At 69.3% G+C, this 26058-nt stretch carries 19 protein-coding genes and 2 pseudogenes; 12 read left to right on the plus strand and 9 right to left on the minus strand.

Going from position 1 to position 26058, the window contains the following annotated elements:
* Window positions 1-46: 46 nt before the first annotated feature.
* From C6N31_RS32315 to C6N31_RS32330, 4 genes and pseudogenes are all read right to left on the minus strand, one after another.
* Window positions 47-2071: an NACHT domain-containing protein gene (locus tag C6N31_RS32315; RefSeq protein ID WP_198358803.1), complete on the minus strand. Its 2025-nt coding sequence runs from the start codon at window positions 2069-2071 to the stop codon at window positions 47-49.
* A 919-nt stretch (window positions 2072-2990) separates the two neighbouring features.
* Window positions 2991-4035: pseudogene (locus C6N31_RS45710) on the minus strand (tyrosine-type recombinase/integrase); the annotation flags it as partial.
* A 703-nt stretch (window positions 4036-4738) separates the two neighbouring features.
* Entirely contained in the window at window positions 4739-4978 is a 240-nt protein-coding gene (locus tag C6N31_RS32325) for a hypothetical protein (RefSeq protein ID WP_198358805.1), read from the minus strand.
* Between the two features lie 57 nt (window positions 4979-5035).
* A complete protein-coding gene (locus C6N31_RS32330) occupies window positions 5036-8992 on the minus strand; it encodes a polymorphic toxin-type HINT domain-containing protein (RefSeq protein ID WP_198358807.1) in 3957 nt (1318 codons plus the stop codon).
* Window positions 8993-9494: 502 nt separating this feature from the next.
* On the opposite strand from C6N31_RS32330, the gene C6N31_RS32335 reads away from it, so the two are divergent.
* The 4 genes and pseudogenes from C6N31_RS32335 to C6N31_RS47045 all read left to right on the plus strand — a co-directional run.
* Window positions 9495-9935, plus strand: coding sequence for a hypothetical protein (locus C6N31_RS32335; protein WP_232485923.1), 441 nt, complete (start codon window positions 9495-9497; stop codon window positions 9933-9935).
* A 166-nt stretch (window positions 9936-10101) separates the two neighbouring features.
* Window positions 10102-11745, plus strand: coding sequence for a trypsin-like serine protease (locus tag C6N31_RS32340; RefSeq protein WP_198358809.1), 1644 nt, complete (start codon window positions 10102-10104; stop codon window positions 11743-11745).
* A 325-nt stretch (window positions 11746-12070) separates the two neighbouring features.
* Window positions 12071-13315, plus strand: a complete 1245-nt coding sequence (locus tag C6N31_RS32345; protein WP_198358811.1) for an acyltransferase family protein — start codon at window positions 12071-12073, stop codon at window positions 13313-13315.
* Window positions 13316-13502: 187 nt separating this feature from the next.
* A pseudogene (locus C6N31_RS47045) lies at window positions 13503-13631 on the plus strand (helix-turn-helix domain-containing protein); the annotation flags it as partial.
* A gap of 219 nt (window positions 13632-13850) precedes the next feature.
* On the opposite strand, the gene C6N31_RS32350 reads toward C6N31_RS47045, so the two are convergent.
* Both C6N31_RS32350 and C6N31_RS32355 read right to left on the minus strand, forming a co-directional pair.
* Window positions 13851-14456: a class F sortase gene (locus tag C6N31_RS32350; RefSeq protein ID WP_198358813.1), complete on the minus strand. Its 606-nt coding sequence runs from the start codon at window positions 14454-14456 to the stop codon at window positions 13851-13853.
* Window positions 14457-14519: 63 nt separating this feature from the next.
* Window positions 14520-14894, minus strand: coding sequence for an LPXTG cell wall anchor domain-containing protein (locus C6N31_RS32355; RefSeq protein ID WP_198358835.1), 375 nt, complete (start codon window positions 14892-14894; stop codon window positions 14520-14522).
* Between the two features lie 230 nt (window positions 14895-15124).
* Here C6N31_RS32355 and C6N31_RS32360 point away from each other — a divergent pair, with 230 nt between their 5' ends.
* Entirely contained in the window at window positions 15125-15388 is a 264-nt protein-coding gene (locus C6N31_RS32360; RefSeq protein WP_164295113.1) for a hypothetical protein, read from the plus strand.
* 122 nt (window positions 15389-15510) lie between these two features.
* On the opposite strand, the gene C6N31_RS32365 is transcribed toward C6N31_RS32360, so the two are convergent.
* Window positions 15511-16044 carry an Lrp/AsnC family transcriptional regulator gene (locus C6N31_RS32365; RefSeq protein WP_187144927.1) on the minus strand — a complete coding sequence of 178 codons (534 nt, stop codon included), beginning with the start codon at window positions 16042-16044 and terminating at the stop codon, window positions 15511-15513.
* Window positions 16045-16131: 87 nt separating this feature from the next.
* On the opposite strand from C6N31_RS32365, the gene C6N31_RS32370 reads away from it, so the two are divergent.
* The 3 genes from C6N31_RS32370 (at window position 16132) to C6N31_RS32380 (ending at window position 19128) form a co-directional block, all read left to right on the plus strand.
* On the plus strand, window positions 16132-17100 hold the full coding sequence (locus tag C6N31_RS32370; protein ID WP_232485924.1) for an NAD-dependent epimerase/dehydratase family protein: 969 nt from the start codon (window positions 16132-16134) through the stop codon (window positions 17098-17100).
* 32 nt (window positions 17101-17132) lie between these two features.
* On the plus strand, window positions 17133-18035 hold the full coding sequence (locus C6N31_RS32375; protein ID WP_198358815.1) for an aldo/keto reductase: 903 nt from the start codon (window positions 17133-17135) through the stop codon (window positions 18033-18035).
* 115 nt (window positions 18036-18150) lie between these two features.
* Window positions 18151-19128, plus strand: a complete 978-nt coding sequence (locus tag C6N31_RS32380; RefSeq protein WP_187144926.1) for a zinc-binding dehydrogenase — start codon at window positions 18151-18153, stop codon at window positions 19126-19128.
* A gap of 127 nt (window positions 19129-19255) precedes the next feature.
* Here C6N31_RS32380 and C6N31_RS32385 read toward each other — a convergent pair whose 3' ends face one another.
* Window positions 19256-19804, minus strand: coding sequence for a GNAT family N-acetyltransferase (locus tag C6N31_RS32385; protein WP_232485925.1), 549 nt, complete (start codon window positions 19802-19804; stop codon window positions 19256-19258).
* Between the two features lie 119 nt (window positions 19805-19923).
* Here C6N31_RS32385 and C6N31_RS32390 point away from each other — a divergent pair, with 119 nt between their 5' ends.
* The 3 genes from C6N31_RS32390 (at window position 19924) to C6N31_RS32400 (ending at window position 22626) form a co-directional block, all read left to right on the plus strand.
* Window positions 19924-20568, plus strand: a complete 645-nt coding sequence (locus C6N31_RS32390; protein ID WP_306665042.1) for a GtrA family protein — start codon at window positions 19924-19926, stop codon at window positions 20566-20568.
* A gap of 96 nt (window positions 20569-20664) precedes the next feature.
* Window positions 20665-21174 carry a SigE family RNA polymerase sigma factor gene (locus C6N31_RS32395; RefSeq protein WP_138359607.1) on the plus strand — a complete coding sequence of 170 codons (510 nt, stop codon included), beginning with the start codon at window positions 20665-20667 and terminating at the stop codon, window positions 21172-21174.
* 135 nt (window positions 21175-21309) lie between these two features.
* The gene (locus C6N31_RS32400; RefSeq protein ID WP_138359609.1) at window positions 21310-22626 is read left to right on the plus strand and encodes a hypothetical protein; all 1317 of its coding nucleotides are present in this window, start codon (window positions 21310-21312) and stop codon (window positions 22624-22626) included.
* A 45-nt stretch (window positions 22627-22671) separates the two neighbouring features.
* On the opposite strand, the gene C6N31_RS32405 is transcribed toward C6N31_RS32400, so the two are convergent.
* Entirely contained in the window at window positions 22672-25251 is a 2580-nt protein-coding gene (locus C6N31_RS32405) for an ABC transporter permease (protein WP_198358817.1), read from the minus strand.
* Between the two features lie 149 nt (window positions 25252-25400).
* Between C6N31_RS32405 and C6N31_RS32410 the strand changes: the two genes are divergently transcribed.
* On the plus strand, window positions 25401-26033 hold the full coding sequence (locus C6N31_RS32410) for a response regulator (RefSeq protein WP_138355913.1): 633 nt from the start codon (window positions 25401-25403) through the stop codon (window positions 26031-26033).
* Window positions 26034-26058: the final 25 nt, after the last annotated feature.

Below are 26058 nucleotides of genomic sequence, written 5' to 3' on the forward strand. Positions count from 1 at the left end.
CCCGACCACGCCACCGCACTACTCAAGATCATCTGCTGAGAACGCATCAGCCCTGACCTCGGGTGTGCGCTTCTTCCATGAAGCTAAGTAGCCGGATGGGCGTACGGCGGAATACTGCGTGGAGGACGCGTGCGACGATGAAGGCGCCCCACGCTGTTTGCCGCGAGGCCATACCTGCGCCAAAGACAAGTCCGATACCGAACGTCGGTGTCAGAACGATCAAGGCAGGCATCAAGAGATCGCTGAAGCCCACATAGTCCGGCACTGAGTCGCCGCGGGTCAGCGCCACGGTCAGTAGCAGCGCGAGCACGACGGTGAAAGCGAGGGCCCATGTGAACGTCACGATCAGGAAGGATCGCCGATCCTGGACGAGCAATGACCGAGGCGTGACCGGACGGCTGCGGTCCGCCTCTCTCGTTCGCCAGCCGAACGCAATGAGTCCGACGAGGGCGCCGCCTATGGCAGCAGCGATATACGTAGAAGACGCCGGGTGGTAGCGACCGGGCGGGGACTGGGTATCCACCATGGCGATGCCAGCGGCGCCCCCAACAGCCGTCACGAGCCATCGCGGGCGCCAACTGAGTCCGGCGCCCGGGAAGCGCGTCATGGGCGCGGTGAAGAGGTGGAGTTTAGCGGCGCCGCCGATGAAGAGCGCGACCAAGATCGCGGCGCCCAAGTTGGCAGAGCCGCAGAGCAGGAGAGCCAGGACAGCGACGAGGGCGGACAGGGTCCAGGAAACGCGTCGTCGCTGCTGCGCTGAGAGGTGATGCATACGCCACCAGGACAGCTGCACACTTCCGCTACCGTGGTCCGTATAAAGGGAATGACGGGCGAGGAAGCGAAGCGTTCGCTCGGCCTGCTCCGGAGAATACCGGCTCGTGCCCAGGCGCGTCGTCCGGTAGACGGCTGGAATGAAAGCGGCGAAGAGGTGAGTGCGGATGTCCGCCTCATCGGGAAACCGCTGCTGGTCAAGGAGTTCCCGCGGGCTCCGACCTGATTGTGCGTGCTCCGCATAGATTGTCCGGCAGAGGAATAGCGTCAGCGGAGTTCGCAAAGCCCGACCGGCTGGGGTTTCGGTCTCAAGGGCGGGACAGAGTTCGTCCCAGGGGCCTCGCGCCTGACGGAGATACTCGGTAGCTCTTTCAGCGGTGACGGCCTGAACCACAACCCCTGCGGCTCCATGGAGTCCGAGCGCTTGTTGACCGGATCCCCCTGTCACCGTGGCGCGATACTCATCGAAGCGACTTGCCATGACTATGATCTGGCCCTGCTTAACAACGGAGTTGATTTCCTCCAGCGCTGCTGCTCGCGCTGCCGGTTCCAGCTCGTCGAAACTGTCCAATACGGGGATGATGAGGTCCCATTCCACGAGTGCTTCGGCTCGTGTGTGATCTCCGCACAATACCGGGGCGCGGTGCACGAGCGTGGGCTCCTCTTCGACTATTCGGTCCGTCATCCATGTTTGGAAATCGACCGTGCCGATTTCCCAGGTGTTCATGGGAAAGCGTACGGGTACAGCACCTCCCGCTTGACGCACCTCCAGCAGGTACTGCATCAGCCGCCCTATGAGAACTGTTTTACCGGAGCCGCTCGGTCCGAGGATCACCATTCGCTTGGTGGGAATCAGCTCTGTGAGCACCGAACCCAGATCAGCTCCTTCGCCGGAGATGTCCACAGCAGTGGAACCGCCCACGGTTCCGACTGGACGCACGGTTGGTGACCAAGAGCTGGCCATGGCGTGCAGACTCGGAAGGTCATCGGTCAATCCGGAGTCCTCGCCATGCCAGCTGACGGACAGGGCGGACGCGTCGTTGAGTCCGTGGAAGTCGGCCATGGCGTCCCAGCGTTGCTTCATTCGATGAGCGAGCAGATCGGCCACTTCCGGGAGCGGTGTGGAGCGGTCACCCTCGCGCCGGTCCACCAGGAAGGTCCAAGCACCTGGTAGGAGCGCGACGACAGCAAGAAGCAGACTCACAGAACTGAGCTGCGTATCCAGGCCCCGGCTCCCAAATAGCCTTCCGCCGAGCCAGAGTGCTGCCAGCACACAGGCAAGGGCGGTGAAAGTGAACATAAATCTGGGGCCTCGCTGCCTCCGGCTCATGACCGCGATCTTGCCAGAAGCCATAAGGAGTCCCAAGGGCGTTACCGAGTCCTCATGGGCCAGCGAAGACGTGGAGCGACACGGCGCATACAAAGTGGGTGCGACGTATGGGACAGGCCGCTGACGCGGTGGGCACGCCTACGGGTGCGCCGCCTGGCTCGGATACCTTCCGCCGCGCTGGTGAGGGCGTTCCAGGCGGCTCCGCCGCGCCACCCGCCGGCCTGGTACGAGCGGGAGGAAGAGCGAGGCCCACGCCTGCGCGCAGAGGTACATCACGGATTCGCGCGGGCTGATACACGGCCCTGGAGCGATCTTCTGCCGGGGCGCCAGGTCGGGGTGTCCCTGGAGGACCCGGAGGAGAGCGGGCTCCTGGAGGGAACGACTGCCGAGACCTACCTCGCGATCGAACACACCGAGCCCGTGCTGGCCAGTGCCCGCGAACGTCGGTAGGCGTAAACGCCTACTGCGTGGTGGGCGCGCGATCGTGGAGAGAGTCCGTTCTGACAGCTTCTCGTGCGCGCGGTGGCTACCCTGTAGAGCAGCGACAATGCCGCTGGGGCGGGCTGGTACCCCTACATGTGTGGCCATGTGCGGCCGGAGTGTGGCCGGACGCCTTTGGACGAGGCAACACAGGGTGTCATGAAAGAACCGTCCGCACGTGCTCTGATCAGGCAAGACAGCATCAGGCAGCACGAGCCGGAACCAGGTATCACGAACCCCCATGGTCTCGTAATGCGTAGGTCTCGGGTTCGAATCCCGAAGGCGGCCCCAAGAAGGCCCAGGTCACATAGCCCGTGACCTGGGCCTTTTGCTTGTCCGCGGTGATTCAGCGCATGCGGCGGCCAAGGCGCGAGATCCCGTGCGTGAGCGATGCGTGAGCGCGAGCGCGTCAGCCCTTGCTCTTCGCCTTCTTCCGCTTGGCCTTCTTGGCGGCCTTACGGGCCTTCTCCTCATCGGCCTTGCGCTGAAGGGGGATCAGCTTGGCCATCGCCTCGGCGGCGCTCTTCCCGACGCGGGGGAGGACGCTCTGGTAGATGTCACGCGTGATCCGGGTGTCGCTGTGCCCGAGCGTGTCCGACACGATCTTCACGTCGATGCCGGCGGCGAGCATGAGCGTGGCCGCCCCGTGCCGGAGGTCGTGCAGCCTGATCGGCGGGAGGCCCGAAGCCGCGACGAGCCGTTCGAAGTGATCGGTCACCTTGCCGGGGTGCAGCCACGAACCGTCCTCCTGCGTGAAGACGTGCCCGGTCTCCACCCAGGCCGGCCCCTACTCCTCACGGTCCGCGTCCTGCTGCTTGCGGTGCCGCTCCAGGACGCCCACCGTGTCGTCGTCGAGGGCGACGACCCGAAAGCCGCTGTCCGTCTTCGGCTCCGAGGCTTCGACCCCCCAGCCGTCCTGGACGAGCTGGACCATGACGGTGAGGGCATGCCGGTCGAGGTTGGTCTCCGACCAGGGTTGTCCGCACGCCTCGCCCCGGCGCAGGCCGCGGAAGGCGATCAGGTGCCACATCCCGTACAGCCGGTCGCCAGCGACGAAGTTGAGGAACGCGCCCGTCTGCTCGGGCGTCCAGACCATGACGGGCGATGGTTTCTCGCCGCTCTGCTCCCACTTGGCGACCCGTTCGTCCGTCCACACCAGGGCCTTGGGCTTGCGCACCGGGTCGATCTCGACGTGGGCCGCCGGGTTGAACGTGATGATCTGCTGGCCTATCGCGTCGTTCAGGGACGCGCGGAGCGTGGCCTTGATGTGCTGCCGCGTGGCAGGGCCGGTGACGCGGCGGAAGGGCGACATCGCGTCGATCGCCGCAGTCAGCGCCTTGCGGCGCACAGTTCTTCAGCCCCTTCCATGGCACGGTCGCCAACTCCTTCACGACGGCATGCAGCTGGGCGTTCTGCGCCAGGATCTCGGTGTTGGCGTCGGTCTGCGAAGTCCATCTCCTCGTCCGTGACAATCAGCTGCTGTTGAGCCTGCGCAAGGGCGGATACGACGCGGGACTTTGGCAAGTTCTGGCCGGGCACCTGGCGGCCCGGGAACCTGCACACGGCGGGACCGCCCGCGAGGGGCTGGAAGAGATCGGTGTCCGCGTCGCCTCCCAAGGCCTGGAGTTCGCGCACTTCATACACCGGCCTCCGGGAGAGGAACCCCGCCTCGGCGCCTTCTACCAGGCCATGTCATGGGAGGAGAGCCGTACAACGCAGAGCCGGACAAGTGCGGCAGCCTCGTCTGGTGCGCGTTCGACGAGATCCCCGACAACAAAGTCCCATGCCACGCCAGGGCACTCGCCCACATCGCCGGCGGCCGCTTACGCTCCAACTTCGCATAGGAACCTGCGTTGACCTGAGTATGCCCGTCAGCCGTGAGAGGACCGTGCCTCCCACACAAACCACCGTTGGAAACGAGGTACCGCGCAGGCGGAGCCGGCCACTCTCACGTGCCCGAAGAGCAAGCACCACGCGCATGAGGTCCGCTGACCCTGCGCGTGAGTAGCTCAGTAGGGTCGGGGACTGGCACGGTGGTTGGTGCTCCGATTCCAGTCCCCGACCCTACTAAGGCGCTGCCGAACGTGAGTTCTCGGACATCAACTGCTCGGAGACGGGCGCCATTTATTGACGAAAGCCATTGTGGCATCCGTCAATTCATTGATTACCAAATTCTCCGAGTTCGCCGATCAGTCGTTGACGTGCTGATTCCAACAGTGCGGAGTAATTGGAGTCGAAGATTGTCGACGTTTGCGTCTCGAGCGTCCCGCTGATTCTGAACAGAGCCGACCAGACAGCTCGGTCATCAACGAGCAGTGAGAAGTCCTCTCTCTGCAGGACGCGGCTTATCCAGTCGAACAGGACGAGAGCTTGGTCATCCGACAGCTCAATCTTCACAGCGACATTCCTTTCGAATCCTCGAACGGGGCGAGTCCATCACGCGAATTACCGGCGCTACAACTTCCCGTCTCGGAGCAGGAACTCTAGCTGCGCGCCGTCGGATCGCCATCCCCCAAGATATTCTCCGATATTCGGACCGCTTGTGGCAAATGATGCGTGAAGTCCTGTGTCGTCGACATAGTGGGCGGCGGCTTGTCCTCGAAATGTACCTTCGATTTTTCGCGTTCCAGGATTTTTCACGAACTGCTCAATGGCGCGAATGAATGCTTCGGCATTGGCTTTGTTATAGGGACCCTTTACGCCGAACTCCTCGGCGTGCATAATGCCCTTGTCGTTCGTTCGCATATAGTGGTGCGGAAGTGCGCTGGGTGATATCCAATTTGATCCGCACCCGGGACCACTGTTGTGTACTAGTACGGGTGTGTCGCCTGCGAGTACATAGTACGTGTGGAGGTCGTCGACGGTGAGGTTGTAGGTGCGGGCGTGCTGGTCGAAGGCGCGGTTGGCCTGGACGGGGACGGTGGTTCTGTCGTTGCTGAGGAGTGTGGTGCCGGGGGTGAGTTCGTTTGTCTGGAGCCAGCGGTGTGCTGATGGGCTCCAGAAGGGGTGCTCGTTGGTGGCGGTGAGCTTTTGCGGTCCGTTGCGGGTTGTGAGGGTGAGTTCGTTGAAGTGTTTGTCGTCGTCGGTGACGATCTGGCGGGTGACTTTGCGGGTGCCAGTTTCACCGGTGATCGGGTCGGTGGCCAGGACGCTGTCACCGTTGTGGACGTCCTCGATGTTCTTGGTGGAGTTGTCTGCCATGAGGACTTTGGTGCCGGCCAGGAAGCACTTCGGGCACGGGATGTGCCGCAGCTTCTTCATCAACGCGGTCAGGAGGTGGAGTTTTTCCCCGGTGAACTGGTCGGGGTGGAGGAGGTCGCACCAGTCGGTGTTGTCCGGTGTGCCGCCGGTCACTTGTGCGACGCACAGCATGACGGCGCCGTTCGGTGACAGGGATATCACCATTTCCTCGACCGCGAGAAGCTTCTTCGCGGCGTCGAGGACGACCGGTCCGTAGTTGATGATTTGGCAGACGCCGTCGTTGTGCTGGCAGAAGTGGGGGTCTTCGACGTAGCAGCCCAGGGGTGTGTCGCACCGGTATTGGCGGCGGGCGATCGCTCCGGGGTCTTCGCGTTCGAACTTGGCGGCGGCTTCCTCGTCGGCCTTGACCTTGGCGGTGGCGGTGATAAAGGCGTCGTGGGCGGCTTGCTGGGCGCCGGCGGCGTCCTTGCCGGCGGCCAGCGCGGAAGCACGCGCCTCGTTCGCGGCGTTCCAGGCGCCGGTGGCCGATGCGTGGGCCGTCGCGGTGGAGATCGCCGCTTCGGTGGCGGAGTTGGTGGCCTTGGCGGCAGAGGTCGCGGCGTCGGCGGCGGCTCGCCGGGCGGTCCTGGCCGATTGTGCGGCGCTGGTTGCGGAGGTTTCGGCGTCCTTGGCGGAGGCCTTGGCCTGCGCGGCGAAGCCGGCGGCCGAGGCGGCGGAGGCCTTGGCCTGGTTCGCGGCGGTGGTGGCTTCGGCGGCGGCCTTGCGGGCGAGGGCTGCGGCCTTGCGGGCCTCGGCGGCGTTCTGCTGGGCGATGGCCGCGATACCGGCGGCTTCCGCGATCAGCTGCTGGACCTGCGCGGTATGGGTGATGGTGAGCAGGTCCTGACGCTGGGCCTTGTACTGCCCGTCCTGCAGGAAGTCGTGCAGCAGCTGCGGCGGGCCTTCCAGCGCGATGGTGGCCGCGGACTTCACCTCCGGGCTGCTGCTGTCGATCAGCTGGGCGGCCCGGACACGTTCGTCCTGGGAGCGGGCGGTGTACTGCCCGTCGGTGATGAACTGCCGGTACTGCTCGACGGACTCCGAACTCAAAGCGGCATTGGCCGCGTCCTGGACGCGGCGCCCGCCGGTGGAGGCGACCTGCGCGATGTAGAGGCGGAAGTCCCGGACCGCGGCCTGGTACTGGCCGGTGGTCAAGAACGCGGTGATCGTGGCCGCGTCGCCCTTGAGGGCCTCCTCGGCCGCGGAACGCACCGATGCCAGCGGGCTCTGCCCGGCCAGATCGGCCACCGCCGCACGCTCGTCCTGCTGCGTGGCCCCTTGCCCGCCGGTACGCAAGTACTCCACGACGTCCTCGTCGGACCCGGACAACGCTGTTTCGGCGGCGGCCACAGCCCATGGCCTGCCGGTCTGCATAGTCAGCAGGGCGGCCTTGCGGCCCTTGGCCGCGACGACCTTCGGATCGACACCCGGCGCGGCGGCCTGGGCGGCCAACTGCACTGCCTGGGCGGCGAGGTCCTTGTTCTGCTGGACCGCCCGCGCCCGGTCCGCTGTCTGCTTGGCGTCGGTCGCCTTTCGGTCCTGGGCCTGCTCGATCCCGGCGTTGGTACGGCCCAGGAGTTCCTCGGCGTCGACCTCACGGGCCAGCGCGTAAATGGTCTGGGCCTTGGCGACCGCGGCGCCGGCGTCGTTGGCCGCGGCGGTGGCCTCATTGGCATGCCGGGTCGACTCGTTGGCAGCGGTGACCGCGTCATGCGCGAGAGTGGCAGCCTTGTCGGCGTCCGCCGCGGCGGCCAACGCGTGCGTGGCAGCCGACCGGGCCGCATCACGCGCCTCACCGGCCGCCACCGCGGACTTACGGGCCAAAATCACCGCAGCGTTCGCAGCGCGCCGGGCCTCCCCGGCATGACGACGCGCGGCCGCGGCCGCAGCCTTGGCCTGCGCGGTGTGCCCATCGGACTGGTCCGCGTAACTGCTGGCCTCCTCGGCCGCATCGGCAGCCGCACCAGCATCCACGCCCGCCCCCACCGCAGCCAGCGCCGCATCCCCCGCATCGGTGGCCGCCTTGCGCGCCTCCTCAGCGGCATTGGCCCCCGTCGTTGCCGCAGCAGCCGCAGCCCGTGCGACATCGGCCGCCTGATGCGCAGCCACACCCTTGCCGGCATCAACAGCCGCATCGGCCGCCGCACTACGCGCCCGCGACGCCGCCTGAGCAGCCCCCGCCGCCGCCGACGCGGCCTGCGCTGCCGCATTGGCCGCAACCCGCGCCGAATTGTTCGCCGACCGCGCCGCACTGATCGCCTGCTGCGCAGCACTCGCAGCCTGATTGGCCGCGGACGCGGCACGCCCGGCCGCGGACGCCGCCTTGTTCGCGTCACCACCGGCCGCCTTGGCCTCCGTGGCGGCCTCCTTGGCCGCGTTCTTCGCCAACTGCGACGCGGTCACCGCACGTGCCGAGGCATCCTTGGCGGCCACGGTCTCAGCCTTGGCCTGACGGCCCGCCACCCGCGCCTGCTCCGCCAACTGCACGACACTGGTGTACTCCTGGTCATGCGCCCGCGCCACATACAGGCCGACCTGCAAGAACTCCCGCACATCATCCGCGGAACCGTTCAACGCCAGCTCACCGGCCGCCTGCACCTCAGGACCCGCCGTATCCAGGATCTGCACGAGCTGCACTCGCTCGTCCTGATCCCGCAACGTGTACTGACCCTGACTCAAAAACGCCTGCACATCAGCCGGCGTACCGCTCAACGCAGCATTCCCCGCCGCCTGCACACGACGACCCGCCACATCAACGACCTGCGCCACCCGCACCCGCTCATCCTGCTGGTACGGAACACGCCAACCGTTCTGCAGGAACTCTTCCAGTGCAGTTGGGGTCCCTGACAACGCCGTGTTCACGGCTTCCTGCAGACGCCGACCACCCACACTGCCGATCTGGGCAGCAGTCACCCGATCATCCCGGAACGCCTCATTCTCCGCTAGACCCAGGAAGCGCTGGACGTCCTCGTCGGTACCGGTCAGAGCCACCTCCGCAGCGGCCTTGACCCCTGGCCCCCCAGCCTTCCAATACTCGACGACAGCGCCCCGCTCGGTAGGCGGTACACCACTGACAGTCCCGTCACTGACGGAAGCATCATCGGCGATGGCGGGTGTGGGCCCCAGCAGGCTCGCCACGAACGCCAGGAGCAGCAAGGTCAGGCACAGCACGCGTGTAGCGTGAGATGTCCTCCCTCTATTTTGACTCAAATGCAGTCTCTGCCGCAAGGGAATACTCATCTCACTGACTGACAACTCCCGTTGCCAGATACCGAATCTCGGCGCCGTGAGCATAACCGTGCCTGCTTTACGAAGTCTTCACACATTCAGATTCGGCCGGGGAGAGAACCGGCCGAACGGTGACACCGTGTTCCCCCGGTGATCGACCTGCGGTGCGTGCCGTCCGGACCGAGTCCAGGTACAGTCTCAGACTTGCGGCGAAGTGCACCGTACCGCACTGCCTAGCATCGAACACCCCGCGCCCGTAAGCCTCGGTGGCTTCCGAGGGGGCAGCGATCCGGTGTGCTATTTTCCTGCCGTATCTTTACGTATTGATTACATCTGTGGGGGGCCGCGGATAAGGCAGTCGCCCACGTCCGGAAGGAATTCGTCGGTGACATTTCGCGCCCGCAGACTGATACTTGCCGCTGGAATCGTCAGTGTGCTCACAGCCTTGGTCGGTGCACCTGCCCTGGCTTCCACCACTTCCGCTCCTGCCACGGCAGGAGCCGCTGACACGGCGCCGCCCTCCGCGGTGGAGGACTTCCAGTACCCCGATGCGGCGAAGATTCTCCAGCAGCGGGGCATCAAGCTCATCAAGGGCGACGGCCACATCCTGCTCCTCGACGCATGCGGCACCTCCGCCCAGCAGATCAAGGTCTGGACGGGCGCCTCGGAGATCTGCTTCCAGGCCAACGCCAAGACGGGCAACCTCACGCTGGAAGTGCCCGACGTCATTCGCCTGCAGACCGCGGACCACCCCATCAGCGCCGACCTCACCGCCGAAGGCACCACCCAAACGGTCGACGTCGCCAAGGGCAGCGCCAAGAGCGTCGGCGAAGGAACCGCAGACGGCGCCCCCTCGGTCCTGGTCGCCCTCCGCGTCACCGGCTGAAACACGATCGGATTCCACCACACCGACCGGACAACACCGGGATTCCCCAACGTCTGAATCCTGACCCGCGCTCCCGTCGGCGCTCTTCGGACTGCTTCGGCCTCTTCGGAGCAGACCCTCCACCGCCTCGGCGGTCCCCAGACTTTTGGCATAAAGGAAGCACATCGTGGCAGGCATACATTCACGCACCGGTTGGACCACCGGACTCCTCGCAATCACCGTCGCCGCCGGAGTGCCCGCCGCCCCGTCGACCCAGGCCGTAACAGGCGACGCCACGGCAAACGGACAGTTCGCATTCACTACGAAGCTCGACATCGGTGGCGGTCAGCGTTCTTGCACCGGAACTCTCCTGAACAACCAGTGGATCATCACCGCTGCGAGCTGCTTCGCCGATGACCCTGCCCAGCCGCAGACACTCCCGGCCGGCGCCCCGAAGCTGAAGGCCACTGCGACGATCGGCCGCACCGACCTGACCGGTACCGCGGGCGCAGTGCGCCAGATCGTGGATCTGGTGCCTCGTCAGGACCGGGACTTGGTGCTGGCCAAGCTCGATGCCCCGGTTATCGGTGTCAGGCCCCTGCACCCGGCGACCACTGCCCCGGCCCAGGGCGAGGCGCTCAAGGGTGCCGGTTACGGTCGCACCAAGGACATCTGGGTTCCCGGCACCCTCCACACCGCGGCGTTTACCGCCACCCAGGTCAACGGCACCTCGGTCAATATCGACGGTACCGCGGTCTGCAAGGGTGACACCGGCGCCCCGGCGTTCCGCGCCGTCAACGGCAACTTCGAGCTGGCGGCTGTCGCGAGCACCTCCTGGCAGGGTGGCTGCCTGGGCTCGGACGAGACCCGCACCGGTGCGGTCGCCACCCGTGTCGACGACATCAACGCATGGATTCGTCAGGCCGTCGCTGCGACGCTGACGCCATGGAAACTGCAGATGCTCACCACGACCAGCACCGGCCTGTTCCATTCCTCGCGGGACAGCAACGGCGACTGGTCGGTGTTCGGCGACGTACAGCAGGCCGCGGGCAGCATCGGCGAGGTGAAGGTCACCGCCGACGCCGCGATCTCGGGGAAGAACTATGTGTTCGCCATCGGCGGAGACGGCCACGTCTACGAGGGAGCCCGTAATCCCAACGGCACGTGGGTGAAGTTCCGCGATCTGACGGCCGAGACCGGTGCTCTGCCGGGCCTGACGAAGATCGCGGCCACGTCCGCAGGCAGTCAGGTCAGTTTGATCGCTCTGGCGAACGGCCGGATCTACCACACCATCCAGGACGCGAGCGGCAAGTGGCTCAAGTGGGGAGACGTCACCGCGTCCCTCGGCGTGCTCGGCAACGCCACCCAGGTGACTACCGCGCAGACCGGCGATGAACTCCAGATCGGCGTCGTCGCGGACAAGAAGGCCTTCCACGCTGTTCGGCACGCCAATGGCACCTGGTCCGCGTGGGGCGAGCTCAAGCAGCTCGCCGGCACACTGGGTCCGGTCACCGGCATGGCTTTCGCCGGCATCGGGAGCGACCTGCAGGTCGTCGTCACCAACGCGACCGGCGGCATCCAGCACTCGACCCGGGCAGCCAACGGCACCTGGAGCGTCTTCGGTGACCTCAGCGGCGTTCTCGGCCAGGACCCGGTGATCAGCATCGACGCGGCTGCTGTGGACGGCGAGTTCCAGACCGCGGTCGTCACCGCCGACGGGCACATCAAGCACACTCTGCGTCACGCCAACCGCCAGTGGGACGCCGCGGACGAGCCGACCGGCATCCCCGGCACCCCCACCACCGTCGCCATCACCGGCAGCTGGAACTAACACCCCACACGGTTCATCGACACAGGCACGAGGGCGGGCAAGCACCCCATGGGATGCTTGCCCGCCCTCGTGCAGCGTCCGGGCCGGATGAAGCTCTACCAGCGCCCCTTATGCCGACCGGCCTAGGCGGGCGCGGTCATGCCTGGGCGTGTGCCGTCCTGGGTCGCCGGGAGCGATGGCCTGGGACCGGCGATGCGGCAGGTCACGACGGTGCAGAGCCCGCAAGCTGTGATCTTCCTTTGACACCCATACGTTCTCCACACAAACTGATCAGTCCTGTCACAACAGCAGAGCGCCCCTCTGGGAACCGTTCGCGAGGAGCGCCATGCACGGCCGTAGTGCCCCTTTGTCCCGTTTCCGCTGGTCGCTCGGCCCTGTCTCCGACCTGTTCTCCGGTCGCAACAACAGCCTGGGCCTGTTGCGGCTGCTGCTGGCTTCAGCCGTCGTGGTCTCTCATGCACGGATCCTCGGGTTCGGCGGCCGTGAGTTCGGCCACACGTTCTCGGGTGGGCAGATCGACCTCGGGAAGATGTCGGTGTTCGGGTTCTTCTTCCTGTCCGGCATTCTCGTGACGCGCAGCGGAAACCGGCTCCCCGTCGGGCGCTTCCTGTGGCATCGCGGACTGCGACTGCTGCCGGGTCTGTGGGTCTGCCTGGCGGTCACGGCGTTCGTCGTGGCCCCGTTCCTGTACTGGCGGCAGCACGGTGGCCTGGCGGGTTTCCGGGACCAGGCGTACGGTCCGTTCGCCTACCTGCGGGCGAACTGGGCCGTCGGCATCGATCAGTGGGGCGTTTCCGGTGTGATGGAAACAGCCACAGCCAAAGGGCTGGCATTCAACACGGCCTTCGACGGCGCCCTGTGGTCCCTCAAGTACGAGGTTCTCTGCTACCTCGGGGTGGCACTGCTCGCCCTGACCGGATCCCTGACCCGCGCCCGCCGCGCCGTCCTCGCGGTGACCGTGGTCCTGGGCGGGTTGATCCTGAGCGACGCGATCGGCAACCGATACATGTACGGAGCCCCCGCCGCAAAGCACGGCGGGCTCTTCGACGTTCCCCTGATGGGCGCGCTCGACGTGGACTGGGTGGTCTACCTGGGATTCGCCTTCGCCCTCGGTGCGCTGATCGAGCTGTACAAGGAGCGCGTACCGGTCAGCGATCCACTGGGCGTCGTCTCCGGCCTCGTACTGCTCCTGACCCTGCGCTACGGCTACTTCTTCGCCCTCGGCGTCCCGGCTTTCGCCTATCTGTTGCTGTGGCTGGCCATCCGGCTGCCGAAGCCGTTCCAGCGAATAGGCCGCAAGCACGACTACTCGTACGGCATCTACATCTATGGCTTCGTGGTGGAACAAGCGCTTGCCGCGCTAGGTGGAGCACGCTGGGGCTTCGGCGCCTACCTGGGTCTCGCCATGGGCGGCACCCTGATCGTGGCAATGCTCTCCTGGCACCTGGTGGAACGCCCGGCCATGCGGCTGAAAGACCTCGGAGCTCGCCGCCGGAATGATCGTCGCCACGAGGCGACAACACCCGACCTCGACACCCACCCAATTCGTCAACCCTCACACGTGGCTTGAGGATCATGACCACCGCAAGACGTCGGGCCGCAGAAGGGTGGGGACGGCGGCGATGGTCGCGTCTCAGTCCTGCCGGACGATCACTGCGAACTGCTCGATGACTGGTCCCTTCGGAGAGTTCGCGGAGTGATTTGCGCTGATCCCTTCGTTAGGCGTAGGGGGCGGACTGACCCTGGAGCAGAGGTGATTGCGCGAGCGGATTCGGTGCGAGGTGGGCGGGCAGTCCGCTCGCGGTGAGAAGACCGCGATAATCGCAAAGGATCTGCGGGTCAGTGAGCGGTCGGTGGAGCGCTGGCGTCACTTGCGCGAACGGGGGATCCGTACCTGTTTCTCGGTGGGACACGCCATCACCGAGCCGGTGCGCCGCGCTGTCCGGCGGTGGCCGAGCCGACCGGCGTGATCGACCCGGTCGGCATCGGCATCACGGTGCCAGGAGTGACCGCACCCCTGAGCCCAGTTGTCCCCGTTCGACCACGACGAGGCCTGCGGCATCCAGGTGTTCCTCCCGACACTCTCCACCCGGTGTCGGGCCGGCTCAGGTCAGGGTTGCGTAGACGATGAGGTTGTCGACGGGGTGGCCCTGGGGGTCTATCGAGCCGTCGCAGGTGATCAGGCGGAGGGTGGGGGTCGGGGTGGGGGCGTAGACCTGTTGGGTGGGGAAGGTCTTCTTGTTCACCGTCTGGGTGGTGGTGACGGTGAAGTGGACGGTCTTTCCGTCGGCGCCGCGGACGGCGATGTCGGCGCCCTTCTTGATCTTCGCGAGATCGTGGAAGACGGCCTTGCCGTACCGGGTGCTGTTGTGGCCGATGACGACGGAGGAGCCGCGCTGGCCGGGTACCGCGCTGTTCGTGTACCAGCCGGCGGTCATGCCCTGGTCCGGCGGCGGGACTTGAACCGTCTGGTCGGCGTTGAGGCCGAGCCGTAGGAGGGAGCTGTCCACGCCGATGGAGGGGATCACCACGCGAGTGGGGTCACCGGGGGTGCTGGGCGCCGTCGCGGGGGGCGGGGTCGATGCGCCGGGGGCGGGTGCGTCCGGGGCGGTGGCGGAGGGGGAGCCCGACGAGCAGGCGGCCAGGGTGGTGAGGGTCAGCGCGATGAGCGGGGCTCGCAGGGCGCGCGCCGGGTTCGGGATGCGGGCCATGGGTGTCCTTATAAGGGGGTGGTGCGCCGCCCGGTCGGGCGGCGCACCACGTGGATCGGAGGATCAGCCGTCGTGGCGGGCTGCCCGGCGGCGCACGATGACGAAACCGGCACCCGCGAGTGCGGCGGCCGCGGCGGCCGAGCCGGCGATGGTGGCGTTGCTCGTGCCCGTGCTCCCGGCCGGCTGCTCGCCGGCGGCGACGCCGCCGCGCGGCATCGGGGCGGCGGTCGGCTGGGCGGCGCCGGTGCGGGTGCCGCCGGGGGCGCTCACGGACGGGGTGGGCCGGGGGGCGTCGGTGGCCGCGCCGGGGGTGGCGGAGGGGGCGGGGGTGGGCTTGGCGCTCGCGTCCGCCGCGAACGCTCCGGTGGCCGGGAGCAGCACCGTGCCGGCGATGACTGCGGTGACGGCGGCGGTGCGCAGGATGCGGAGGTAGGACATGGTGGTGCCTTCCGTTGACGGGGGTCGATCGGTGTCGGAGCGGCCGCCGCGTCCGGCGCTCGCCGCGTCCGGCGGCTGCCGCGCGGCGGCCGGCATGATCGACAGGCTGGCAGGCACCTGTGAAGAAGTTGTCAGAGCGCTGTGGTCGGGGGATCAGGGCCCCGGACGGCTCCGCCCGGCGTGCGGAAGACGGCGCGGGCGCTCAGGCTGGATGTATGGCGATCAATCGGATGACTGAGCACGGAATCGACATCGACACGCGGACGCTCGCGGTGGGCGTGGCCGTTACCGGGGTCGCGGCGGTGCTGGGGCTGGCCGGGACGGTCATGATCGGTGTCACGCTGCTGAACGCAGGACGCGGATACGTCCGTCACATGGAGGTACCGCCGTCCGAGCTGGCGGCCCGCGCCTTCCGGCAGGCGAAGGTGGCCTCGCAGGCCGCCACCCACGCCGGGGCCGACGCCTGGCGGTCTGCGGACGGCTCCTCCTCCTGACCGGGTGAGCCTCGATCGTGGCGCGCCTCTTTCCTGGCGCGCTGCTCGCCAAGTGCTGCCCTCCGACGTGCTGCTCTCTGACGTGGTGCCCTCCGGCGTGGTGCTCTCTGACGTGCTGCTCTCTAACGTGCTGTGCCGGTGCGGTCGATCGGGGTGATGACCTTCCGTTCGACCGGGGAGGACAGCACGATCGATGTCGTGGTGCGGCCGAGGGCCGAGATCTGTTCGAGCATCTCCTCGAGGTGCGAGGTGTCGGCCACGGCGACCTTGAGGATCCAGCAGTCCTCGCCGACGACGTGGTGCACCTCCAGGACCTCGGGGCGTGCCATCAGTTCCAGCGTCCTGGGGTGACGCAGCGTGTAGCCGCCGTGCGGGGAGACCCGGACGAAGGCGAGCATGGCGTAGCCGAGCCGGTCCGGTGCGACCACGGCGGAGTAGCCGGTGATGATGCCGTTGCTCTCCAGCCGGCGGATCCGTTCCGCCACGGCGGCCGGGCTGAGGCTCACCCGGCGGCCCAGTTCACTGAGAGTGATGCGGCCCTCGGTCTGGACGAGTTCGAGCAGCCGCGTGTCGACGCTGTCGAGGGCCACCGATGAATCGTGGGCGAGGCCCCGCACATGGCGTGGTTCTTTCGGCAGCGCCGCTGAATCTCCCATGATCTCCCCTTCAGATGCCGGGTCGAGACGGTAACACTTGAGCCCAGTGGCGGGGGTGTCCTGCCTGGTGGGAAAGGTTCTGAGGGAATGAGCGACTCCACGGGGGGCGTCCTGCGCGACGTCTGTGTCATCGGTGGCAGCCGGTATTTCGGCAAGCGGCTGATGCTGCGGCTGCGCGACGAGGGGGTCAACGTCACGGTCATCAACCGCGGCTCGTCACCGGCGCCGCCCGGCGTCACGCATCTCGTCGCGGACCGTGACGACGAGGCGGCGCTCGAAGCCGCGCTGGGTGACCGGCACTTCGATGTCGTCATCGACCAGGTCTGCTACACACCGCGACAGGCGGCCATCGCCAAGCGCGTCTTCCGCGACCGCACCACGCGCTACGTCATGACGTCCACGATGGAGGTCTATGACCCGGCGACCATTGACGGCTCGCCCCATCCCCATCGTCCGGTCGGCGAGGGCGCGGTGGATCCAGGAACGTGGCCGGTCGACCTCGAACTCCCCTGGGGGGAGGAGGCGTTCAGGGAGCAGCTCGGCGACGCCCGGCACTACGCCGAGGGCAAGCGGCAGGCGGAGGCGGTGTTCAGCCAGGACCCGGCGTTCGCGTTCGTCTCCGTGCGCAGCGCGCATGTGCTGGGCGGCGGCGCGGAGGAGTTCACCGGGCGGCTGGACCACTACGTGGACCGGGTCCGTACGGGACGGCCGGTCGTCGTTCACGCCGAGGAGCACCCCTCCACGTTCATCCATGACCGCGAGATCGCCGAGTTCCTGTTCTGGGCGGCCGGCGCCGACTTCACCGGGCCGGTCAACGCCAACTCGCACGGTGAGCTGAGCGCCACGGAGCTGAGCGAGCTGGTCGCGGCACAACTCGGTTCGGAACGGCCGACGTTCACGCGTACAGGATCCCGGGCGGGCGACGAGGTGTCGCCGTTCTCGTTCGACCGCTACTACGCGATGGACAACTCGCGGGCCACCGAGCTGGGTTTCCCGTTCTCGACCACTTCGGAGTGGCTGCCCGGCGCCATCGCCGAGACGGGAGTCCAGGAATGACAGAAATGACAGGGATGACAGGGATGACAGGGATGAGCGGCAGCAACGCGCGCCGGATCCGTGACGTCACCGTAGGTCCGGTCGGCCTCGGGGCCATGCCGCTGTCCATCGAGCGGCGGCCGGACGAGGCCAGAGCCTTCGCCACGGTCCACGCGGCGCTCGACGCGGGAGTGACGCTCATCGACACGGCCGACTCCTACCACTGGCACGCGGACGAGCGGGGGCACAACGAGGAGCTGATCGCCCGCGCCATCGCCGCCTACGGCGGTGACACGTCGGACGTCCTCGTCGCGACCAAGGGGGGCCGCGGGCGGCCCGGCGACGGTTCGTGGACCGTCAACGGCACCCCGGAGCATCTGAAGCGGGCCTGCGAGGAGTCGCTGAGGCGGCTCGGCGGCGAGGCGATCGGGCTGTACCAGCTCCACAAGCCGGACCCCCGGGTCCCGTTCGCCGAATCCGTCGGCGCGCTGCGGGAGTTGCTCGATGCGGGCACGATCAGGATGGTGGGCGTCTCCAACGTGGACGCCGGTCAGATCCGGCAGGCCGACGAGATCCTCGGCGGGCGGCTGGCCTCGGTGCAGAACGAGTACTCGCCCGCAGTCCGCGACAGTGCGGCCGAGCTGCGGCTGTGCGACGAGCTCGGGATCGCCTTCCTGCCCTGGAGCCCGCTCGGCGGCATCTCCCGGAGCTCGCTCGACGCCCCGCCGACGGCCGGCTCCAGGACACCCGCCCCGCCCTTCGCCGCCTTCCACGAGGTCGCACGGGATCACGGGGTCAGCCCGCAGCGGATCACTCTCGCGTGGCTGCTGGCGAAGTCCCCGGTCGCCGTCCCCATCCCGGGCGCCAGCAGGCCCGGGACGATCCGTGACTCGGCGGCGGCCGGCGACGTGACGCTCACCGCCGATGAGTTCGTACGGCTCGACGCGGTCCGGTGATCCGCGCACCCCGCCACACGCCCCGCCTCGCACCCGGGCGCCCCTTGACATGAACTTAGGTTCACGTCTGAGACTGCTCCGTGGACGGAACAGCAGGTGGCGGACGCGGGGAGTGATGGGTGTGCGAGCAGTACAGGTGACGCGGTTCGGTGGTCCCGAGGTGCTGGTGACGGCGCAGCTGCCGGATCCGGTCGCCGGTCCCGGTGAGGTGGTCGTGGGGGTGGAGGCCGCCGACGTGATCCTCTTCGAGGCGCGGATCCGCGAGGGCCTGGCCCAGGACTTCATGCCGGTGCGGCCGCCGTACGTGCCGGGAGGCGCGGTGGCCGGGCGAGTGCTCTCCGTCGGCGAGGGCGTCGAGCCCGGCTGGATCGGCCGGTCCGTCGCCGTCCATGTCGGTGACCGCGGGGGGTACGCCGAGCGGGCCCTGGCGCCCGCCGCCGCGCTGATCCCCGTACCCGACGGGCTCGGCCCGCGTGAGGCCGCCGCGCTGCTCCACGACGGCACCACCGCGCTGGGCCTGGCGGACGCCGCCCGCACGCAGCCGGGGGAGTGGGTCCTGGTCACCGGGGCCGGCGGCGGGCTGGGCATCCTCATGGTGCAGCTGGCCCTGGCGGCGGGGGAACGGGTCGTGGCGGCCGCTCGCGGCCAGCAGAAGCTGGACCTGCTGCGCGAACTGGGTGCCCACGCCGTCGTCGACTACTCGCTGCCGGGCTGGGAGGAGCGGGTGCGCGGGGCGACCGGCGGTGCGGGTCCCGACATGGTGTACGACGGCGTCGGCGGGGAGCTCGGGCTGGCCGCGTTCGAACTGACCGCCCGCGGCGGCCAGTTCTCCGCGCACGGCGCGGCCGCCGGCGGCTTCGCGCCCGTCGACCCGGAGGAGGCGCGCCGGCGCGAGGTGACCGTACGCGGTATCGAGCAGGTGCAGTTCGCGCCCGACGTCGCCCGTCGGCTGCTGAAGCGTGCGCTGTCGGAGGCCGTGGCGGGACGGATCAGGCCCGTCATCGGGCAGACGTTCCCGCTGGAGCGTGCCGCCGACGCGCACCGGGCGATGGAGGCCCGCGACGTCGTCGGGAAGACCCTGCTGCTGCCGTGACGACGGTCCGGTGCTGCCGTGACGACGGTCCGGCAGCCGGACTCTCCCCGACGCACGGGTCCCTGCCGCTACGCCAGTCCCTCGGCCCCCTCTGCCCCCTCTGTCCGCTCCGCCACCCCCGGCTCCGCTAATCCGCGAGGCTGCGGCTCCACGATTCCAGCACCGTCAACACATGGTCGTGCCGGCGATGGACCTCACCGTTCTTCGACCAGCCCCACTCCCGGTACGCGGCCAGCGCCGGCACGTTCGGCGTCTCCACCAGCACGGATGCCACGGCCGCGTCGCTGCGCGACAGCAGCATGTCCTGCAGCCGGCCCGCGACCCCGAGACGGCGGTGGGAGGGGAGCACCAGCAGCTCGACGACAGCGAAGACCTGGCCGGACGCGGTGTGCTCCTCCAGGTCCTGCGGGACCCCACCGACGAATCCCTGCCACCACTCGCCGCCGCGATCGGGAGGAAAGCCGTATGCGAAGCCCACGAGCGCAGGGTCGCCGGCGATCGTCATATCGAATCCGGGGTGCTGCACATGCTCCGCGAAGCGCCGCAGAAAGCTCTGCCGGCTGTGGAACTCCTCGCCTTGGGCGCCGGGGTAGGACTCGACGTAGAGGTCCGCGAAGGCCTCCCTTTGCGCCTCGGCCTGCCACCGGCTCAGACGCCGTAGAAACACCTCTGTCATGCATTCCTCCTGCGATCACACCCATCGTGACAGCTCGGCGGGCACCGTGTCAGCGGGCGGTCAGTGACCGGTCAGCGGAAGTCAGCGCGCTGTCAGTGGCGTACGGGAGTCTTGGAGACATGAAGACCACGGGGAGCATCGAGCGGAGCACCGACCACCCAACCGGCAGGACCGGGCCGATCGCGGCCTTCGTGCGGTTCGTCGTGTGCGGCGGGGGCGTGGGGCTGCTGTCCAGCGCCGTCATGCTGCTGCTGTCGGGCCCGCTGCCCCTGGTGGTCGCCAACGCGCTGGTGACCGTCGCCTCCACCCTGCTGGCCACCGAGCTGCACGGCCGCTTCACCTTCCGGGCCGGTCGGGCCCAGCTGAGCGACCACATCAAGTCCGGTGCCACCGCGGCGATCTGCTACCTGTTCACCACCGCCGCGCTGCTCGTGCTGCACGCGGTGCACCCGAACCCGGGTCCGCTGCTGGAGCAGAGCGTGTATCTGTCGGCCTCCGGCCTCGCCGGTGTCGGCCGCTTCGTCGCCCTGCGGGTCATCGTCTTCGCCAAGGGCGGCGCCAAGGCGGCCCACGCACCAACGGCCATCGCGGCTGCCACCCCGGTCACCGCGCCGGTCAGCACTCCGGCCACCACCCCGATCGCCGCTCCGTCCGTCGCCCCGTCCGTCGCTCCGGCCCCGGCCCTCGCCCCGGCGCTCGCCCCCGCCCTCGCCCCCGCCCTCGCCTCGGCGCTCGGCCAGGGATCGGTGGCGGTCGCCGCGTAGCGGGCCGTCGGGAACCTTGCGGAAATCCTCCCGGGCCGTGAAACATTCAGGCACCTCTGGCGCGTCAATGAGGTGTACACGGCGAATGGGGGGTGGATGCGGCAGACGCAGGAGGACGGCTATCTGGACTTCGCCGCGAACCGCGCGGGGCACCTCTTCCGTTCGGCATGCCTCCTGACCAGCGGTGACACTCATCTCGCCGAGGATCTCGTCCAGGAGACCCTCGGCCGGATGTTTGTGGTCTGGGGGCGGGCCTCCAAGATCGACAACCCGGCCGGATACGCGCAGACCGTCCTGGTGCGGGTCTTCCTCTCGCACCAGCGGCGCCGCAGCAATCGCGAACGCCCGACCCCCGACCTGCCGGACGTGCCGGGTGAGGCGGGCGTCGACACGACGCTGCGGTTGACGCTCCTCGACGCGCTCGGCCGGCTGGCGCCCAAGGACCGGGCGGTGCTGGTGCTGCGGTACTGGGAGGACCGCAGCATCGAGGAGACCGCCGACGCGATGCGCGCTTCGTCCAGCTCCGTGCGGACGCGTTCCGTCAGGGCGTTGGCGAAGCTGCGGGAACTGCTCGGCGGCTCCCTTGCCGAATTCGCCGCGAACTGACGCCACCCACTTCCCACTTCCACCGATCCCCATGCCTACGCCCCCACGCCTACGCCCCCACGCCGCTCGCCCCACGCCCCCCACGCCATACGCCATACGCCATACGCCATACGCCATACGAAACGGTGGTTCCCCATGCCCTTCGACCCCTTCGCGCCCTCGGACCCCTTCGAGGATGATCTCGGCCAAGCCATACGGGGTACCGCCGGCACCTTCTTCACCGACAACAGGGCGCTGGTGGACGGTGGTGCGGCCCGCGGCCGGGTGATGCGGCTGCGCCGCAGGGCCGCGGTCGCGGGCGGTGCGGCGACGCTCACGCTGGTCGCCGTCGGGGGGCTGATGGCGGGCGGGATGTCGGGTTCGGCCGGACACCACGTCGCGGAGGACCCGGCCGCGCAGGGCGGACCGCGCTCGGTCGCTGTCGCGTCGGGCGAGCGGGTCACCGCGCAGCACATGATCAACCTGCTCAAGTCGGCGCTGCCACCGGGCGTGACCACCGGTGAGCAGGGACGCGGTACCGGAGCCGAAGGGACCGGCGACCCGATCGGCGCCCCGTACGCGGAAGTCGTCTACGACGACGGACACGGCCCCGGTCTGGTCAGCGTCAGCCTGAACCACGCACCTTCGGGGCAGGGCGTGGGCCCCGGTGCCGGTACCCGGTGCCCGGACCGCGTGTACGTGCCGTTCGACTCGTGCGACCGGTCCGTGCTCGCCGACGGCTCCGTACTCGTCCTGCTCAAGGGGTACGAGTACCCGGACCACCGGGTGAACACCAAGAACTGGCGGGCCACCCTGACCACCCGTGACGGCCAGGTCGTCGACGCCATGGAGTGGAACTCCCCGGCGGAGAAGGGCGCCCCGGACACCCGGCCCGACCCGCCGCTGACCGCCGCGCAGCTGACCGCGGTGGTGAACATGACGATCTGGAAGCCGGTGTTCGACGCCCTCGGCCCGTCCAGGGCCCCGGCCGGCCAGGCCACCCGGTCCCCGGCCGACCCGCCCACCCTCGCCGAGGCGAGCTCCTCGGTGCCGGGCCCCGCGATCAGCGCCGTTCTCAAGGGGCTGATCCCGGCCGGTATGAAGCGCAGTGACGCGGACGACTCGGAGGGCTTCGCCCATGTGACCGTGGACGACGGACACGGCAGGACCCTGATCGAGGTGAACGTGGAGCACTGGCCGGTCAAGGACCCCGACACCCTGGCGTTCTTCTCGGGCGGCGAGAAGCTCGCCGACGGCACCCGGGTGCTGGTCTCCCAGGGGTCGGCGGAGAAGGGCGGTGCCGGGACCGTGCGGTGGGTCGCCCAGATCCTGCGCCCCAACGGCCGGCGGATCGTCGTCGCCGAGCTGAACGCGGGCGGCTATCACCAGCCCGCCACCCGGACCGCGCCGGTGTTCACCATCGACCGTCTCAAGTCGATGGCGCTGAGCCCCGATTGGAAGAAGCTGGACTGAGCCCGGGTGGCGTGCCTGGATGGTGTGCCCCGGCGCTGTCGTCCGCTACTCCCGCCCTCCCACCAGCCCGACCGCCCGCCCCCGCAGGGCCAGGCGGGCCGGGATCACCGCGGCGGGCACGGCGAGCAGGGCGCAGACGGCCACCGCGGCGCCGGTGGCCGTCCAGGGGATGACGACCGGGGACGACGGTACGGACAGCGCGGCCAGTGCGGCTTTGACGCCCAGCAGGTTCAGGGCGGCGACGCCGGCGCCCAGGGTCGTGCCCACCGCGACGATGAGCAGGGCCTCGGCGGCCACCAGGCGCAGCACCTGGCCCAGGGTGGCCCCGGCGAGGCGCAGTACGGCGAGGTCGCGGACGCGGTCGGCGGTCGCCATCACCAGGGTGTTGGCCAGCGCGATGCACGAGTAGAGCAGGGCGATACCGAGCACCAGCAGAGTGCCGATCCGGGTCTGCCTGCTGGTGGCCGGGTAACTCACCGCGAGCCACTGCTCCTTGCTCAGCACGTGACCGCCGCCGGGCGCCACGGCGGCCCGGAGCGCGGCTGCCGCGCCGGCCGCCCGGCCCGCGTCCGTCCCCGCCCGGCCCGCGTCCGTCCCCGCCCGGAGCCGGACGTCGATCCGGTCGGGGGACGCGCCCGGCGCGTTGAGCGGGGTGACGTAGGCGCCGTTGCCGCCCGTGCCGGTGCGCAGCACGGCGGCGATACGGAGTGACGTCCGCCGGCCGTCGCCGAGCCAGACGTCCACCTGGCTGCCGACGGTGTGCTGGGGCCACTCCTCGTTGACGACGATGCTCCGGTCGTCGAGATCGGTGACCTTTCCTGCGGTCACCGGGAGGTTCGTCACGGCGGCGAGGGCGGCCGGGTCGACGGCACGGGCCTCGTCCTTGACCAGCGCCACTCCGTCCTCCAGCCGGCACACGGTGGTCGGCGCGATGGCGGCCGCGTCGAGTCCGGGCAGTGCGCGGACCCGTGCGACGGTCGCCGCGTCGAGGCCGCCGGCATCCGACGTCACGACGAAGTCGGCCGCCGACTGCGCGCGCGTCTCCGCCGCCTTGGCGGCGTTGACGGTCGCGGTGACCCCGAGCAGGGACCCGGCCAGGGCGACGGTGATCAGTACGGGCGCGGCGACGGCCGCCGTACGCCGCACCCCGGCCAGCACGTTCTCCCGTACGAGCCGGCCGGCGATGCCCGGCAGCCGAGCGGGCAGCCAGGCCAGCGCCTTCGTCAGCGGCCCCACCACGACGGGTGCGAGCAGCGCGAACGCCGTGATCAGCAGCATCGGTTGGGTGGTGTACGTCTTGCGGTGCAGCGCGTCGGACGGATCGGTGAGCACCTGCCGGACGAGCAGGCCGAGGCCGAGCAGCAGCAGTCCGCCGCCGGCCACCCAGCGCCCGGCCGTCATGGTGCGGCGGTCGACCGAGGCCTCGCGCAGCGCCTCCATCGGACCCACGCGCCCGGCCCGGCGGCTCGCCGCCCAGGCGCCCGCGAGCGCGACGCCGAGCCCCGTCCCGAAGGCCGTCCAGTACGGCCACGCGTCGCCGCCGATCGCGAACCAGGACGGTGCGATGTCGGCGTCCACCAGCCACGCCGCCAGCCTTGGCGCCCCGAACCGTCCCAGGACGCAGCCGGCCGCCGAGGCCACCGCGCCCACCACCGCGGCCTCGACGATCACCAGCCGCCGGAGCTGCCGCGGCGCGGCACCGGCCGCCCGCAGCAGGGCGAACTCCCGCCGCCGCTGCGCCACGGCGAAGGCGAACGTCGACGCGACGACGAACACCGACACGAACCCGGTGACCCCGCCGGCCGTTCCCAGCAGGGCGTTCACCGTCGTCAGCGCCTCGCTGTCGCGGTCCGGGTCGGGATCGGCCCGGCGCCGGTCGTCACCGGTGAGGACGTCCAGGTCCCCGGGCGCGGAGGCCCGTACGGCGGCCGGGTCCGCGTACACCACGACCGTGTCGATCCGGGGCGCCAGCCGCGCCGCCTCCGCGTCCGTGAAGAACACCGCGTGCTCGAAACCCGCGTGCTCGAAACCCGGGTCCTCGAAACCCGGGTCCTCGAAACCCGGGTCCTCGAAACCCGAGTCCGGAGCCGTTCCGACGACAGTTCTGACGACGGTGCCGACGACCGTCCGGGCCGCGCTGACACCGTCCGGGGTGTGCAGCGTGACTCGGGCGCCCGGTGCGGCCCAGCCGCCCGTCGTCACGATCTCGCCGGGGGTCGCGGGCGCGCGGCCGGCGGTGAGCCGGTAGGGGGTGAAGGCCGCCGCCGACCAGGCGTGGCCGACCGTGCCGGCCGGGGTGCCGTCCGCACGCACCGGGAACGTACGGTCCTGGACGGTGCGCCCGAGCCGGGCCAGCGCGGCGGCGGTGGCCGCCGGGACCGGCCGGGGGCGGTCGAGCCGCTTCTCGCGCACCCCGTGCGCGGTGGTGACCCGCAGCGTGTCCGTGCCGCGCACGACCACCGGGGCCGCCGCGAACCGTTCGGGCGCCCGGTGCGGGGCATTGAGGGTGGCGGCCAGCGCCAGGCCCATCGTGGCGATCAGGCCGACGCCCAGCGCGAGGGCGACGAAGCTGCCGGCGAAGGTGGCCCAGCGGGCGCGGAGGGTGCGCAGCGCGATGTTCAGCATGCGCTCCAGCCAATCGGCGGCGGGCCGCCCGCACAGCACGGCAGGACGGAGTCCTCGGGTATGCCTGGCCCTACCTCCGAGGCCGCTGGGCCTCCGTCCGGTCCGCGCCGGCTGGCAGAATCCAGCGCGTGGAACGAGAACTGCGCATCGTGCTCGCCGAGGACAGCGTCCTGCTCCGCGAAGGGCTGGTAGGCCTGCTCGCGCGTTTCGGGCACCAGGTCGTCGCGGCGGTCGGGGACGCCGAGGCGCTGATGGCGGCGGTCGCCGAGCACGACCCGGACATCGTCGTCACCGATGTGCGCATGCCGCCCGGCCTGCAGGACGAGGGGCTGCGCGCCGCCGTCGCGCTGCGCGCACAGCGCCCGTCGCTGCCGGTGCTCGTCCTGAGCCAGTACGTGCAGCACAGCTACGCCGCCGAGCTGCTCGACTCGGGCGACGGGTCCGGCGTCGGCTATCTGCTCAAGGACCGGGTGGGCCAGGTCGAGGAGTTCCTCGACGCGTTGCGCCGGGTCGCGGACGGCGGCACCGTCGTCGACCCGGAGGTCGTCCGCCAGCTGCTGCGCCGCCGGCGCGATCCGCTGGAGCGGCTGTCCGCGCGGGAACGCGAGGTGCTGGGGCTGATCGCGGAGGGCCGGTCGAACGCGTCGATCGCCCGTGAGCTGGTGGTCTCCGAGGCGGCCGTCGGCAAACACATCGGCAGCATCCTCAGCAAGCTGGACCTGCCGCCCGCCGAGGAGACCCACCGCCGGGTCCTGGCGGTCCTGGCCTTCCTACGGGCCTGACCAGGGCCTTGCTCAGGGCCTGAGC

Origin of the sequence: Streptomyces fildesensis, assembly GCF_016107395.1 — a bacterium.
Classification (GTDB): domain Bacteria; phylum Actinomycetota; class Actinomycetes; order Streptomycetales; family Streptomycetaceae; genus Actinacidiphila; species Actinacidiphila fildesensis.